General features: G+C 65.1%; 10 protein-coding genes. 6 read left to right on the top strand and 4 right to left on the bottom strand.

Annotated features, from left to right (window positions below):
- Nucleotides 1-21 precede the first annotated feature (21 nt).
- Both SPYCA_RS06730 and SPYCA_RS06725 read right to left on the bottom strand, forming a co-directional pair.
- Complete coding sequence (locus SPYCA_RS06730; RefSeq protein WP_120219503.1) at nucleotides 22-2,826, bottom strand: valine--tRNA ligase; 2,805 nt, start codon at nucleotides 2,824-2,826, stop codon at nucleotides 22-24.
- 163 nt (nucleotides 2,827-2,989) lie between these two features.
- Nucleotides 2,990-5,056: a S9 family peptidase gene (locus SPYCA_RS06725; protein ID WP_120219502.1), complete on the bottom strand. Its 2,067-nt coding sequence runs from the start codon at nucleotides 5,054-5,056 to the stop codon at nucleotides 2,990-2,992.
- 77 nt (nucleotides 5,057-5,133) lie between these two features.
- Here SPYCA_RS06725 and SPYCA_RS06720 point away from each other — a divergent pair, with 77 nt between their 5' ends.
- The gene (locus SPYCA_RS06720; protein ID WP_120219501.1) at nucleotides 5,134-5,724 is read left to right on the top strand and encodes a PilZ domain-containing protein; all 591 of its coding nucleotides are present in this window, start codon (nucleotides 5,134-5,136) and stop codon (nucleotides 5,722-5,724) included.
- A 37-nt stretch (nucleotides 5,725-5,761) separates the two neighbouring features.
- Here the strand turns inward: SPYCA_RS06720 and SPYCA_RS06715 are convergent, their stop codons facing one another.
- Nucleotides 5,762-7,048, bottom strand: coding sequence for a metal-dependent hydrolase family protein (locus SPYCA_RS06715; RefSeq protein WP_120219500.1), 1,287 nt, complete (start codon nucleotides 7,046-7,048; stop codon nucleotides 5,762-5,764).
- Nucleotides 7,021-7,929 carry a KPN_02809 family neutral zinc metallopeptidase gene (gene ypfJ / locus SPYCA_RS06710; protein ID WP_011541242.1) on the bottom strand — a complete coding sequence of 303 codons (909 nt, stop codon included), beginning with the start codon at nucleotides 7,927-7,929 and terminating at the stop codon, nucleotides 7,021-7,023. Before ypfJ ends, SPYCA_RS06715 begins: the two co-directional genes overlap by 28 nt.
- Before the next feature lie 324 nt (nucleotides 7,930-8,253).
- Between ypfJ and SPYCA_RS06705 the strand changes: the two genes are divergently transcribed.
- The 5 genes from SPYCA_RS06705 to SPYCA_RS06680 all read left to right on the top strand — a co-directional run bounded on the left by SPYCA_RS06705 (nucleotide 8,254) and on the right by SPYCA_RS06680 (nucleotide 14,122).
- Nucleotides 8,254-9,411, top strand: coding sequence for a patatin-like phospholipase family protein (locus SPYCA_RS06705; protein WP_120219499.1), 1,158 nt, complete (start codon nucleotides 8,254-8,256; stop codon nucleotides 9,409-9,411).
- A gap of 26 nt (nucleotides 9,412-9,437) precedes the next feature.
- Nucleotides 9,438-10,223 carry a 3-hydroxybutyrate dehydrogenase gene (locus tag SPYCA_RS06700; RefSeq protein WP_120219498.1) on the top strand — a complete coding sequence of 262 codons (786 nt, stop codon included), beginning with the start codon at nucleotides 9,438-9,440 and terminating at the stop codon, nucleotides 10,221-10,223.
- A gap of 97 nt (nucleotides 10,224-10,320) precedes the next feature.
- Complete coding sequence (locus SPYCA_RS06695) at nucleotides 10,321-10,965, top strand: DUF4893 domain-containing protein (RefSeq protein ID WP_120219497.1); 645 nt, start codon at nucleotides 10,321-10,323, stop codon at nucleotides 10,963-10,965.
- A gap of 16 nt (nucleotides 10,966-10,981) precedes the next feature.
- Nucleotides 10,982-12,295 (top strand): amidohydrolase, encoded by a 1,314-nt coding sequence (locus SPYCA_RS06690; RefSeq protein ID WP_120219496.1) that lies wholly within the window; start codon nucleotides 10,982-10,984, stop codon nucleotides 12,293-12,295.
- Nucleotides 12,296-13,135: 840 nt separating this feature from the next.
- On the top strand, nucleotides 13,136-14,122 hold the full coding sequence (locus tag SPYCA_RS06680; protein WP_120219494.1) for a TerC family protein: 987 nt from the start codon (nucleotides 13,136-13,138) through the stop codon (nucleotides 14,120-14,122).
- The last annotated feature ends 143 nt before the right edge of the window (nucleotides 14,123-14,265 follow it).

The raw sequence follows: 14,265 nt of genomic DNA, 5'->3' as shown, positions 1-14,265 counted from the left end.
GAAAGCTGCGGCGCGCGCCGACTAGCCGAGACGCGCGAGCGCGGCGGCCAGGCGGTCGGCCTCGGCTTCCTTCGCGGCATGGTCGGCGCGTGCCTTTTCAACGGCTTCGGGCTTCGCGCGCTCGACGAAAGAGGGGTTGCCCAGCCGACCGGCGAGGCTGTCGCGCTCCTTCGTTGCGGCGGCGAGCGCCTTGGTCAGCCGCTCGCGCTCGGCGGCGATGTCGATCACGCCTTCGAGCGGAACGGTGATCGTCTCGCCTTCGACGACGAGCTGCGCCGAGGCGCCCGCGGGGGCGGGGTCGAAACTGATGGTTTGGAGACGCGCGAGGCGGTCGAGCTGCGCGGCCAGCTTGTCGGCGCGATCCTTGAGCTCCGCCGGAAAATGCGCGGTCAGGCGCGCGCCTGGGGGCAGGCCGAGTTCGGCCTTGGCCGCGCGCAGTTCGCTCACCAACTTGATCAGCCAGTCGATGTCGGCGCTGGCACCGACATCGCGCGCAGCATTCGGTGCGGGCCATTTGGCCGTAATCAGCGGATAGTCCGCGCGCTCGCCAAGCCCCGTCCAAAGCTCTTCGGTGATGAAGGGCATGAAGGGGTGGAGCATGACGAGGATCTGGTCGAGCACCCAGCCGGCGACGGTCTTTGTCTCGTCGTCAATCGCGCCCTTGATCAGCTCCAGATACCAGTCGCAGAAGCGATCCCAGGCGAAGCTGTAGATTGCGTTCGCGGCATCGTCGAAGCGATAGGCGGCAAAGGCCGCTTCCATCGCGGCGACGGTGTCCGCGACCTCGCCGATGATCCAGCGATTGACCGGCAGGGCCGCCGTGGGGGCTTCGAGGCTGGTCGAAGCCGAAATGCCGTTGGCTTCGCAGAATCGCGCGGCGTTCCACAGCTTGGTCGCGAAATTGCGATAGCCCGCGAGGCGCGCGTCATCCATCTTGATGTCGCGGCCCTGGCTTTCCATCGCCGCCATGAAGAAGCGCAACGCGTCGGCGCCATATTGGTCGATCAGCCCGATCGGATCGACGACATTGCCCTTCGACTTCGACATTTTCTGCCCGTCGGGCGCGCGGACGAGGCCGTGGAGATAGAGCGTCTTCCACGGGACTTCGCCCATGAACTCCATCCCCTGCATGGCCATGCGCGCATCCCAGAAGAACAAGATGTCGAAGCCCGAGATGAGGACATCGTTGGGATAGTGGCGTTTGAGAAGCTCGCTATTCTCGGGCCAGCCCAGCGTCGCGAAGGGCCAGAGGGCGGAGGAGAACCAGGTGTCTAGGACGTCGGGGTCTCGATACAGCACAACGGTATCGCCGTTTATGCTGTTCTCAACCCACACAGCACCCGCTTTCCCCGGACTGTCAGCGAAGAACACGCGATCCGGCGAAACACAATATTTTGACGCCGCCTCTGCTCTCACGTCCTCTTCGGTTTCACCAACAAAGCACGGAGCATCGCTATAACCGAAACCGTTCAGCTCATCAGGGCGAGGCCCATACCAAGCCGGAATCCGGTGCCCCCACCATAATTGCCGCGAGACGCACCAGGGCTGGATATTCTCCATCCAGTTGAAGAAGGTCTTTTCCCACGTCTTGGGGACAATCTGGATGCGCCCGTCGCGCACCGCCTGGATCGGCGGCTGCGCGAGCGTTTTGGCGTCGACATACCATTGGTCGGTAAGCCAGGGTTCGATCACCACGCCGCCGCGGTCGCCAAAGGGCGTCTGGATCGTGCGCGGCTCGGCGTCGTGCTCGCCCCCATCCTTGTCGATGTGCGGGATCAGGAAACCCGCTTCCTTCATCCGCCGCACGACCAGTTCGCGCGCGCCGTCGATACCGTCGCGGCGGAAACGGTGGAGGCCGATATATTCGTCCGGTATCAGCCCGTCGGCGGTCTGGACGACGTTCGCGTCGCCGTCGAGCATGTTGAGCATTTCGGCGGGCTTGAAACCCGCGCGCTTGCCGACCTCGAAGTCGTTGAAATCATGCCCCGGCGTGATCTTCACCGCACCGCTGCCCAGTTCGGGATCGGCGTGCTCGTCGGCGACGACCGGGACAAGGCGGCCCGTAATCGGCAGCTTGACCTGCTTGCCGATCACGCTCCTGTAGCGTTCATCGTCCGGATGCACGGCGACCGCCATGTCGGCGAGCATCGTTTCGGGCCGCGTCGTCGCGACCACGATATGGTCGCGCCCGTCATCGAGCGTCACGCCGTCCGCGAGCGGATATTTGAAATGCCAGAAGCCGCCCTGCACCTCTTGCGTTTCGACCTCGAGGTCGGAGATCGCGGTCTTGAGCTTCGGATCCCAGTTCACCAGCCGCTTGTCGCGGTAGATCAGGCCCTTTTTGTGCAGGTCGACGAACACCTTGACCACCGCCTTGGTGAAATGCGGGTCCATCGTGAACTGTTCGCGGCTCCAGTCCATCGAGCAGCCGAGGCGACGGAGCTGGCGGGTGATCTGGCCGCCGCTCTCCGCCTTCCATTCCCACACCTTGCCCACGAATTCGTCGCGGGTGAAATCGGTGCGCTTTTGCTGGCGCTCGTTGAGCTGGCGCTCAACGACCATCTGCGTCGCGATGCCGGCATGGTCCGTGCCGACGACCCACAAAGCATCCTTGCCGCGCAGCCGCTCGTACCGGATCAGAACGTCCTGCAACGTATTGTCGAGCGCATGGCCGATGTGCAGCGCGCCGGTGACGTTCGGCGGCGGGTTGACGATCGTGAAGGGGGTTGCGTCGGGGCGGTGCGGGCGGAACAGCCCGCGGCTTTCCCATTCCTGGGCCCATTTCGCCTCGATGGCGGCGGGATCGAAGGTTTTTTCCATCGGCATAGCGGGGCGCCTTTGCCAGCCATGGTGCGGCGCGGCAAGGGGGAACGCGCCCGTGCTGCAACCACATGCGTGTCCCCGCGAAGGCGGGAACCCATATCCTGACGGTTCCAACTTGCACCGGCCGGTGATGGGCTCCCGCCTTCGCGCGAGCACACGGTCTTGCTTACTTCTTCAAATACCGCCCCAGCCAGTTGAACACCGTCTGGTGCCACTGGACGCTGTTCGCGCCCTTCAGCACCCAGTGGTTTTCGTCGGGAAAGACGAGCAATTGCGACGGCACGCCGCGGCGCTGGAGTGCGGTGAAGGCGGCGAGGCCCTGGCTGTAGGGGATACGGAAATCCTTTTCGCCGGTGATGACGAGCATCGGGGTCTTCCACTTCGCGACATGGTTCACCGGGTTCCATTTTTCGGGGTCGGTGCGTTCCCACCAGGGGCCGCCATGATCCCATTCGTCGAACCATAATTCCTCGGTCTCGAACGCCATCGCGCGGAGATCGAAGACGCCATCGTGCTGGACGAGGCATTTGAAGCCGTCGGTCCACTGCCCCGCGATCCAGTTCATCATATAACCGCCATAGGAGGCGCCGAGCGCGCAGGCGTTGGCGACGTCGAGCTGCGCATCCTGTTCGCCCGCGGCGGCGAGGCCGAGTTTCAGATCTTCGAGCGGCTTGCCGCCCCAATCCTGGTTGATGCTGTCGGTGAAGGCCTGCCCGTAACCCGTCGAACCGTGGAAATCGACGGTGACGACGCCATAGCCCTGCTGCGCGAACAGGCGCGGGTTCCAGCGCGTCGACCAGCTGTTGCCGAAGCTGCCCTGCGGGCCGCCATGAACGATGAAGGCGACCGGAAGCTTTTCGGCCACATTCGCGGGCTTCAGAATCATGCCCCATACCGTGTCGCCGTTCGCGCCCGCAAAACGGATTTTTTCGAGCTTCACCGGATCGAACTCGGCGAGGCGATCGGCGTTGACATTGGTGAGCTGGCGGACCTTGCCCCTGGCATCGCGCACGAACAGGTCAGTCGGCGCGAGCGCGCTGTTGCGCGAATAGAGAAGCGCGCCGCCGGGGAGCGGTGTGACGTCGCCGATATTGCCCTCCAGCGCTTCGGGCGAGGCCTTCAGCCGCTCGACGCTGCCCGTTGCGACATCGACGCGGAACATGGGATGTTCGAGCACGTCCTGCGCGGTCACATAGAGCGACTTGCCGTCGGGAGCCCAGGCAATCGAACCGACCGAGCGATCCCATGCGTCGGTAAGTTTCCGCGTCTCCCCGCTTTCGAGGTCGCGGAGCATCAGCACCAGCCGGTCGGATTCATAACCCGGCCGCGCCATGGCGGCATAGGCGAGCCACTTGCCGTCGGGCGACGGCGTGGGCAGCGTATCGGTCGCCTGATTGTCGGCGGTCAGATTGACCGGCATCATCCGGCTGTCGACGAGCCAGTGATAGATGTCGAGATTGGTCGACATCGGTTCGTTCCGGTCGGCCTTGCGCAGCGTGAAAAAGACGGTGCGGCTGTCGGCGCCCCACGCCAGCTCCTCGCCGCCGCCAAAGGGTTTGGACGGCGTATCGCCGACCAGCCCGGCATCGGCCGCGCGCGCAGCGGTCGCCTTGCCGCCTTCCAGATTGAAGATGAAGGGGCGGCTGTAGGTGCCCGGCGTTTCCCATTCGTCCCAGTGGCGGACGAAGCCGACGCCATCCTTGTAAAGTCGGCCGCTGCCGGGGCCGACGAGCGCGCCCTTGTCCTTCGCCTCGCAACCGAAGTCGGTGCATTCCTTGGGGATGTCGCCCCAGGCGAGCAGCTTCGTCGCGTCGGGCGAAATCTTGAAACCCGCGACATCGGCCCTGGTGTCGGTAACCTGCATCGCGGCGCCGCCGACCTTGGGATCGACGCGCCACACCTCGCTTTTGCCCGAAGCGTTCGAGAGGAAATAGAGGATGCCGTCCTTGTCGAAGGCGGGTGAGGTTTCGTTCTTGCCCGCGGTGTCGGCGATCGGGGTCGGCTTGGCGCCTTTGGCATGACGGTCGACGAGCCAGAGGCCGGTCGAACGCTTGTAGCTGCCCGCCTCGGTCTCGGTCATCTGGAAAACCACCCAGCGCCCGTCGGGCGATGCGGCGGGTGCGGCGACGCGCTTCAGCGTCGCGAGGTCTACCTCGGTCATCGGGCGGGCCATGGCGGGGGAGGAAAGGGCGGCGGCGAGCGCGAGCGCGCTGGTCAGGAGAAGGTTACGCATGAAAGCGGTTTAGCGACGACGCGAGCGCGATCAAGCGCGTTCGTCGCGGACCGGCGGCCTTCGCCCAGCGCGTCCGCATGGCCCGCCGCGGCGGCCACCCGGATATTCTGCACCGAACGCCGCCTTTCGACGGGCTCGCTAACCTTCCTTTAACCAGTCAACTCCAACAAAAGCATATGCCCATTTACGGACATTTCCTCCCCTTGGCGCCGAATGGCGACAAACGCCAGGACGTGCGCCGCAAACTGAGCCTGCTTGCCCGTGGCGTGAAGCATGACGGGACGGGTATCGCGGTCCAGATCCACAATATATCGGGAACGGGACTGCTGTTTGAAAGCGACATCCAGCTGGAACCCTGTGACCGGATCGAAATCGAGTTACCCCATGCGGGCGGCATCACGGCGGTCGTCATCTGGGCCAGCGGGCGGCTTTTCGGCTGCCAGTTCGAAGGCCCGGTATCCCCGGCGACGCTGAGCGCGGTGGAGTTGAAAAGCGCCGTCGCCCCGCCTCCTGAGGTTCAAGAGTCGGGCGTCGAACCGGCACTGGATGAATCCCCCGACGATGCTGCGCCCGAGCCGCTTCAGGAGGTGATCGACCGCAGCCGCGAACAGATCGCCCGTGCCGCGGGGCTTGGCATCGACCGGGTCCGCATCATCGTCGAATATTAGGCAAGGAACGAGGGCCACGCGACGCTGCACGCTGATCCTAGCGTACCAGCACACCGCCCTTCATAACATGATCGATCGCCTCGAGCGCCGTGATGTCGGCGAGTGGGTCGGCCTTTACCGCGACGAAATCGGCATAGCGGCCGGGGACGATCGCGCCGATGTCGCTGCGGCCCATTTCTTCGGCGGCGTGGCCCGTCGCCGACTGAATCGCCTGCATCGGCGTCATCCCATATTGAACCATATTGCGGAATTGCCGCGCATTCAGTCCGTGCGGATAGACGCCGGCGTCGGTGGCATAGCCGATGTTGACCCCCAGCTCGACCGCGCGGCGAAAGGCGGCGCGCTGGGCGTCGGTCGTCTCGCGGTTCTTGCGCAGATATTCGGCGGGCCAGCCCTCCTTCGTCCCGATCTCGTCGATATAGTCGCCGTTGTAGATATCCATCGCGAGCCAGGTGCCGTGCTGTTTCGCAAGCTGAAGCGCATCCTCGTCGGCAAGGCTCGCATGTTCGATGCTGTCGACCCCGGCGCGGATGGCGTTCTTGATGCCCTCGGCGCCGTGGGCGTGCGCGGTGACCTTTTTGCCGCGGGCATGGGCGACCTGCACCACCGCGCGGAGTTGATCGACCGTCAGTTCGGGCGCGCCGGGTTCGGTGCCGATCGCGAGCACCGCGCCGGTGGCGATCGTCTTGATGAAATCGGCGCCTTGATCGAGAAGGAAGGCCGCTTTTTCCGCCGCTTCCTTGGACGTCACGGCGACGCCCAGCCGCATGTCGGGCGGTAGCTGCTCATTGGGGATGACGCCGTTGAGCTCGCCGCCGCCCTTTGGGATGGTGATATAGGCGCCCGCGACCCACATGCGCGGCCCCGGCACGTCGCCGCGGTCGATCGCGTTGCGCAAGGCGACGTCGGTGAGTCCGCGATAGGTGCCGACATCGCGCACGCTGGTAAATCCGGCTTCCAGCGTCACGCGTGCGTTGCGCGCGCCGACGAGCGCGGTTTCGGCGGGCGACGCCTTGATCGGCGCGGCGAGGTCGGCGCTCTGGCCGAGGTCGGCTAGGTGCGTGTGGAGGTCGATCAGGCCGGGCAGGACGGTGAAGGCGGACCAGTCGAGCCGCTTCGCGCCATCGGGCGTCGGCCCGCATGGAGCCACCGCCTTGATGCGTTCGGCCTCGACGGTGATGCACTGGCCGGTACGGACCTCGCTGGAGACGCCATCGATCAGCCGTCCGGCCTCGATATAGAGATTTTCGGCCGACGTCGGCGATGCCGCCAAAAGACTTGTCGCGAGCGCAGCGCTCAGATGGCGCTGTCGAAAGCGTTGCACTGGCGCGGATCCCCCGTTTGCAGGCCGCGGCGCAGCCAGGTCATGCGTTGCTCGCTCGTCCCGTGGGTAAAGCTTTCGGGCACCGGACGCTGTCCCGCCGAGCGCATCAGCGTGTCGTCGCCGATCGCATTGGCAGCGCGCATCGCTTCCTCCATGTCGCCCGGCTCCATCACCGGCTGGCCCGCGCTGTTGCGCGCCCGCGCCGCCCAGACGCCGGCGTAGCAATCGGCCTGAAGTTCCATGCGGACCTGAAGCTGGTTGCCCTCGGCCTGCGAGCTGCGCGCCTGCGCCTGGCGCACCTGATTTGCGATGCCGCTGATCGTCTGGATATGATGGCCGACTTCGTGTGCGACGACATAGGCCTGCGCGGCGTCGCCCGCGGCGCCGAACTTGCTGTCGAGCTCACGGAAGAAGTCGGTGTCGAGATAGACGCCCTGATCGGCGGGGCAATAAAAGGGGCCCATGGCCGAGCTTGCGGACCCGCAGCCGGTCCGGTCCACGCGATTGGAATAGAAGTAGAGCGTCGGCTGCCGATATCCGTCGATCAGGCTGGCCCACACCTGATGCGTCGATCCGAAGACGTTGCAGGCAAAGCGCTCGGCCTCGGTATCGCAGGCGACGCCCTGCGGGGCGCCGCGGCTGTCGGCCATGGGATCGGCGGTGCCGCCGCCCATGCTCAGCATGTTGGCGCCGGGGCCGAGCAGGAAAAAGGCGACCGCGCCGAGCAGCAGGATCGTCCCGCATCCCATCTTGCGGCCGAGCAGCATCGGCAGGAAACCGATCAGCAGCCCGCCAAGACCGCCGCCGCCCCCGCCGAACCCGCCGCCGCCCCGGCCCAGATCGCGAATATCGTCTCCGGGATCATAATCGTCGAGGCGCATCGGGCTTCTCCACCGGTGAAGGATCGTTTCGGCCCGAGTGTTACAGCAGCATCGGGCAATTGGAAGGGGCTTGGCGATTATCCCCTTACCATAAGGAGACCCCACTCGTCATTGCGAGGACCCCGGACTTGATCCGGGGGACGAAGCAATCTCCAGCCATCGTTCGGGTGCTACGCAAGCTGGAGATTGCTTCGCTGCGCTCGCAATGACGCCTACGGATGCGAGCGGGATAAGCGCCAAGGGACTTCGCAGCGGGCAAGCCATTGCAATAGGGCGTGTTGCGGTGCACAAATCGCGCATCCGCAACTCAAGGATCGCGACTCCATGCCCCGCCGAGCCACCCGCGCCGCGCTTCCGCTTCCCGATCTGGTCGTGCTTGTCCTGCAGGGCGGCGGCGCGCTCGGCGCGTTTCAGGCGGGGGTGTATGAGGCGCTGATCGACCTGGGGATCGAGCTCGACTGGGTCGCGGGCATTTCGATCGGCGCGGTCAATGCCGCGATCATCGCGGGCAACGAGCGCGATCAGGCGGTCGGCAAGATGCGTGAGTTCTGGGAAGGTGTGTCGTCGGCGCTGCCGTCGCTGCCGATCCCCGACACTGACTGGGCGCGCGAATGGTCGCATATGGCCGCGGCCGGGCAGGTGATGGCGTTCGGCGTGCCGGGCTTTTTCACTCCGCGCTTTCCGCCGCCCGCCTTTGCCGAACGGCAGACGCCCGAGGCGATCAGCTTTTACGACACCGCGCCGCTGGCCCAGACGCTGAACCGGCTGGTCGACTGGGACCGGGTGAACAATGGCAAGGTTCGCCTGTCGGTCGGCGCGGTCGCGGTGGAGACGGGCAATTTCCGTTATTTCGACACGACCACTGATACAATTGATGCGCGGCATATTTTGGCATCGGGTGCCTTGCCGCCGGGCCTGCCGCCGGTCGAGATCGACGGCCATTGGTATTGGGACGGCGGGCTGGTGTCGAACACCCCGCTCGAACATGTCGTCGCGGCGGCGCATGAGGATATGCTGGTGTTCCAGGTCGACCTGTTCCCCGCGCGCGGGACGCGCCCGCACGATCTGGAAGAGGCCTGGTCGCGCGAGAAGGACATCCGCTATTCCAGCCGCACGCGGCGGATTTCGGACGGGCTGGTACGGCGCCGCAAGGAGCATCGGCTGATCGACCGGATGCTCGCGAAACTGCCCGAAGACCTCGCCGAGCTGCCCGAGGTGAAGGCGGTGCGGCGGATGGTCGACTGCAAGGCGCTCAACGTTGTGCAGCTCATCCACGAACCGCCCGCCTGGCAGACCGGCGCGCGCGATTTCGAGTTTTCGCGCTCGACGATGGAGGTCAACTGGGCGCTCGGCCGCGATGCGGTCGAAGCGGCGATGAAGGACGGCCATCTGCTCGCCGAAAGCATCGCCGAGGGACGGTCGGACAGCTTCGCGGTGCAGGCCGACGGGCTGAAGCCCAAGGCCGACAAGGATATTCGCTGATTCTCCCCCACCGAAAGGACAAGGACATGCACCTTAAAGGCAAGACTGCGCTCGTCACCGGATCGACTTCGGGCATCGGGCTCGGCATCGCCAAGGCCTTTGCCGCCGACGGCGCGAACATCATCCTCAACGGCTTCGGCGACGCCGACGCGATCGAGGCCGAGCGCAAAGACATTGAGGCGATCAGCGGCGGCAAGGCCGCCTATGACGGCGCCGACCTCACCAGGCCCGACGAGATTGCGGCGATGTTCGCGCGGGCCGAGGCGGATTTCGGCGGCGTGGATATTCTCGTCAACAATGCGGGGATGCAGTTCGTCTCGCCCGTCGAGGATTTCCCGGTCGAGAAGTGGGACATGATCATCGCGCTCAACCTGACCGCGGCGTTCCACACGATCCGCCACGCCGTCCCCGGGATGCGCAAGAAGAAATGGGGGCGGATCATCGGCACCGCATCGGCGCATTCGCTCGTCGCATCGCCGTTCAAATCGGCCTATGTCACCGCGAAGCACGGGCTAGCCGGGCTGACCAAGACGGTGGCGCTCGAAGTGGCCGACGCCGGGATCACGGTCAATTGCATCAGTCCCGGCTATGTCTGGACGCCGCTCGTCGAAAACCAGATCCCCGACACGATGAAGGCACGCGGCATGACGCGCGAGCAGGTGATCAACGACGTGCTGCTCGCGGGGCAGCCGACCAAGCAGTTCGTCACCGTCGAGCAGGTCGCGGCGCTCGCCGCTTTCCTGACGCGCGACGAGGCGGCGAACATCACCGGCGCGAACCTCAGTGTCGACGGCGGCTGGACCGCGGCGTAACGGCAACCCTCTCCCGATGGGAGAGGGTGGAGTTGCTTGAGCATTCTCTTTCTCTCTCCTAAGGTTAACCAAAGGGGTCGGGGAGAAACGGAGAATCATGGGTCGCACCAATCGGATTCTGGCGGTGGCGCTGGGCGCCACCCTTGGCGCATGCCAGACGGTCGTGCCGACGATGCCACCGACGGCAGCCGACGCGTCGGAGGCGAGCGGCACCTGGCGCGCGACGGCGACCGACGCCGACAAGCAGCGCATTCGCGACTGGTACAGGAGCTGGCAGGCGGCGCTCGCCGACGCGCGCGCGAAAGGACATGGCGCCGAAATCGACCGCGAGGGCGCATTGCTCCAGCCGACGGCCGCATTGCCCAACGCGTATCTGCCCGCGGGGGACTATCGCTGCCGGACGATCAAGATCGGCGCGAAGGGGCGCGGCGGGCTCGGCTATATCGCCTATGGCTGGTTCCGCTGCCGCGTCGCGGCCGAGCAGGGGTTGTCCAGCCTCACCAAACTCACCGGGTCGCAGCGTCCCGTCGGGCTGGTCTTTCCCGACAATCTGAAGCGCCAGATTTTCCTCGGCACGCTCGAACTCGGCGATGAAAAAATGGCGGTCAATTACGGCAGCGACCGGATGCGCGACATGGCGGGGCTGATCGAGCGGATCGGCGACAATCGCTGGCGGCTGGTGCTGCCCGCTCCGGCCTATGAATCGCTGCTCGACGTGATCGAGCTGGTTCCGGCGAACTGACAAGGGGGATGGGATAATGCGCACTTTCTGGATGAGCGCGGCGGCGCTTGCATTGGCAGCGCCCGCATCGGCGCAGACGCTGCGCGGCGAGGTGCAGGCGCAGATGTCGTCGCTGATGGCGATTTACGCCGATCTGCACGCCAATCCCGAACTCAGCTTCATGGAAGTGCGCTCGGCGGGCATTTTGGCGGCCGAAGCGCGCAAGCTGGGGTTCGAGGTCACCGAAAAGGTGGGCGGCACCGGTGTCGTCGCGGTGATGAAGAACGGTCCCGGCCCGGTCGTGATGGTACGTGCCGACATGGACGGCCTGCCCGTCACCGAACAGACGGGGCTGCCCGGCGCGTCGAAGGTGCGGGTTACGACCGCCGAAGGCGTCGAAACGGGCGTGATGCACGCCTGCGGCCACGACACGCATATGACCGCATGGGTCGGCGTGGCGCGGTTGATGGCGGCGAACAGGGACAAATGGTCGGGGACGCTGGTGATGATCGGCCAGCCCGCCGAGGAACGCGGCGCGGGCGCGCGCATGATGCTCGAGGACGGGCTTTATACACGCTTTCCGAAACCCGAATATGTGCTGGCGTTCCACGATGCAGCGCAGTTTCCCGCGGGTATGATCGGCTATGCGCCGGGCTATGCGCTCGCCAATGTCGACAGCGTCGACATATTGGTGAAGGGCGTCGGCGGGCATGGCGCCTATCCGCAGACGACCAAGGATCCGATCGTGCTGGCGAGCCGCATCGTCGGCGCGCTGCAAACGCTGGTGTCGCGCGAGATCAGCCCGCTCGACAGCGCGGTGGTGACGGTCGGCAGCTTTCATGCAGGGGCGAAGCACAACATCATTTCAGACGAGGCGCGGCTGCAACTGACCGTGCGCAGCTACACCGATGCGGTGCGCGATCATCTGCTGGGCGGCATCGCGCGCATTGCGAAAGGTGAGGCGATCGCCGCGGGGATGCCCGACGACCGAATGCCCGTGGTGACGGTGCAGAAGGATGAATATACGCCGGCGACCTTCAATACGCCCGAGTTCACCGAAGAGATGGCGGCCTTTCTGAAAACCAGCTTCGGCGAAGCGCGCGTCGTCAAGGTTCCTCCTGTGATGGGCGGCGAGGATTTCGGCCGCTTCGCGCGCGCGGACAAGGATATCAAGAGCTTGATCATCTGGGTGGGCGGCGTCCCGCAGGCCGAGTTTGACGCGGCCAAGAAGGAAGGCCGGACGCTGCCCAGCCTCCACTCGCCCTTCTGGGCGCCCGATGCGCCCGCGGTGATCTCGACCGCCACCGAGGCGCTCACGGCGATGACGATGAAGCTGATGGGTAAGGGTTAGTCCGATCGGCTTGTTTCGGCTGATTGCGGCTCTGGGCAGGACGCCAGCTCTAATGACCTCCGCATCCCCGAGCGAAGGCGAGGGGCTCGTTCGAGCGAAGCGAGAACCGCGTAACCCCGCCGCCTCGACTTCGCTCGGCATGGCCCCTCGTCTTCGCTCGGGGATGCGGCCTATTCGGGGTTTCCGAAATAGAGTCCATGCCCGCTCCCCACTCCTTAACCGTCTTGCCGGTTTCGCGCGGCAAAACTTCCGCAGCGTTCGGAGCCTTCGTGCTACGGCGTGGCTCCGGCGCGGGCTTCGTGGGCGAGCGCCGCTCTGAGTCGAAATCCCGTTGGCCGCACTGGCTCATGGGGCGCCCTCCAACTCGTCTGCAGCGGGCGCGGGGCAGGGGACTTGCAAGCCGCACGGCCGCCCCCTAAATGACAGGCGTGCGGGCCGGGCCCCTCTGGCGTCGGCGGGAAATGTCCCGCTACGTGATGTCGGACCGCATCGGGTGACACCGATGCTTGCGGCCCTATCTCCCCCCTGTTCGGGGCTCGGCGTCGGCGTCACCTGCTTGATTTATCAATCAGGAGGCCCTTTTCGATGCGTTTTCGTTGCCATTTCTACCGTTTGTCCCAGCTTCACCGTCGGCTTGACGAAGCCGAGCGCCGCGAGGCGCGGCGCCACGGCGCTGATCCGTTCCGGCTCTTGCGGCTCAAGGCGCTGAAGTTTGCTGTCAAACGGCGGCTCACCGCACTCGTGTCCCGCCCTGCGTTCGTCCGCTAAATCGTCCGATAACCGAAAGCTGCGCGTGCGGGCCAAAAGCCGCGCGCGCGGCCTGTTCAGGGAAAAGCCATCATGGAGTTTCTGTTTGCCGACTGGCTTGGCACGCCGGCCTGGTTCTGGCTGGCCTTTATCGCGATCGTCGTCGCGCTAACCGCGTTCGACCTTGGTATTCTCAACAGGGAAAACAAGGAAATGGGGATCGGCGAGAGTTTGAAGCTCTCGGCGTTCTACATCGGCATCGCGCTCGCATTCGGTGCGTGGGTGTGGAGCGCGAAGGGCGGCGAGGCCGGCCTGCAATACTACACGGGCTTCTTTATCGAGAAGGCGTTGTCGATCGACAATATCTTCGTCATTTCGCTTATTTTCACGACCTTTGCGATCCCGCCGCGATATCAGTATCGCGCGCTGCTCTGGGGTATCGTCGCGGTCATCGTGCTGCGCGGCATCATGATCGCGGGCGGCGCAGCGCTGGTCAGCGAATATGGCTGGCTGCTCTATGTCTTTGCCGCCTTCCTGATCTTCACGGGCGTCAAGATGCTCTTCGTAGGCGAAAAGCCGATGGACGTTGCGGGTAATCCCGTCGTCAAATGGTTGTCGCGCCACATCCCGATCACCAGCCAGCTCCACGGCGAGCGTTTTTTCGTTCGCCTACCCGACGGCAAGACGGGCAAACTGGTGCTTGCGGCGACGCCGTTGTTCCTGGCACTCGTCGTCATCAACCTCGCCGACCTTGTGTTCGCGGTCGACAGCGTGCCGGCCATCTTTGCGATCACCACCGACACCTTCATCGTCTACACCTCGAACATCATGGCGATCCTGGGCCTGCGCGCGCTGTACTTTGCGCTTTCGGCGATGGTTCATCGCTTTCACTATCTCAAATATGCGCTCGCGCTGGTGCTTGTGTTCATCGGTTCGAAAATCTTTGTCGCCGATTTCATCCTCGGCAGCGACAAGTTCCCGCCGCTGGTCAGCCTGGGCGTGACCGTCGCGCTGATCGCGGGTGGCGTCATCTGGTCGCTTATCAGGACGCGCGACGAGGACGCCGGTATGCCGCGATAAAAATGTCCGCCGGAGGCCTTGGGGGCTTCCGGCGGACAGGCTTTCCTCCCCAGGAAAGCTCGGAAGGCGCGGGACGATTGTGCAAGGCGTCCCGCGCCGAGAGGGTTGGCGCGAGGGGGTGCAACGGAACCCCTCGCGCCGAG

This window comes from Sphingopyxis sp. FD7 (assembly GCF_003609835.1).
In the GTDB taxonomy this organism is placed as follows: Bacteria; Pseudomonadota; Alphaproteobacteria; order Sphingomonadales; family Sphingomonadaceae; genus Sphingopyxis.
Note: the sequence above shows the minus strand (reverse complement) of the source record. Positions and strands in the feature narration are given on the sequence as shown.

What these genes read in the sequence shown, in the direction of transcription:
- SPYCA_RS06730 (WP_120219503.1), bottom strand. Translation starts at nt 2,826, where the DNA reads ATGCCGATGGAAAAAACCTTCGATCCCGCCGCCATCGAGGCGAAATGG.
- SPYCA_RS06725 (WP_120219502.1), bottom strand. Translation starts at nt 5,056, where the DNA reads ATGCGTAACCTTCTCCTGACCAGCGCGCTCGCGCTCGCCGCCGCCCTT.
- SPYCA_RS06720 (WP_120219501.1), top strand. Translation starts at nt 5,134, where the DNA reads ATGGCCCGCCGCGGCGGCCACCCGGATATTCTGCACCGAACGCCGCCT.
- ypfJ (WP_011541242.1), bottom strand. Translation starts at nt 7,929, where the DNA reads ATGCGCCTCGACGATTATGATCCCGGAGACGATATTCGCGATCTGGGC.
- SPYCA_RS06705 (WP_120219499.1), top strand. Translation starts at nt 8,254, where the DNA reads ATGCCCCGCCGAGCCACCCGCGCCGCGCTTCCGCTTCCCGATCTGGTC.
- SPYCA_RS06700 (WP_120219498.1), top strand. Translation starts at nt 9,438, where the DNA reads ATGCACCTTAAAGGCAAGACTGCGCTCGTCACCGGATCGACTTCGGGC.
- SPYCA_RS06695 (WP_120219497.1), top strand. Translation starts at nt 10,321, where the DNA reads ATGGGTCGCACCAATCGGATTCTGGCGGTGGCGCTGGGCGCCACCCTT.
- SPYCA_RS06690 (WP_120219496.1), top strand. Translation starts at nt 10,982, where the DNA reads ATGCGCACTTTCTGGATGAGCGCGGCGGCGCTTGCATTGGCAGCGCCC.
- SPYCA_RS06680 (WP_120219494.1), top strand. Translation starts at nt 13,136, where the DNA reads ATGGAGTTTCTGTTTGCCGACTGGCTTGGCACGCCGGCCTGGTTCTGG.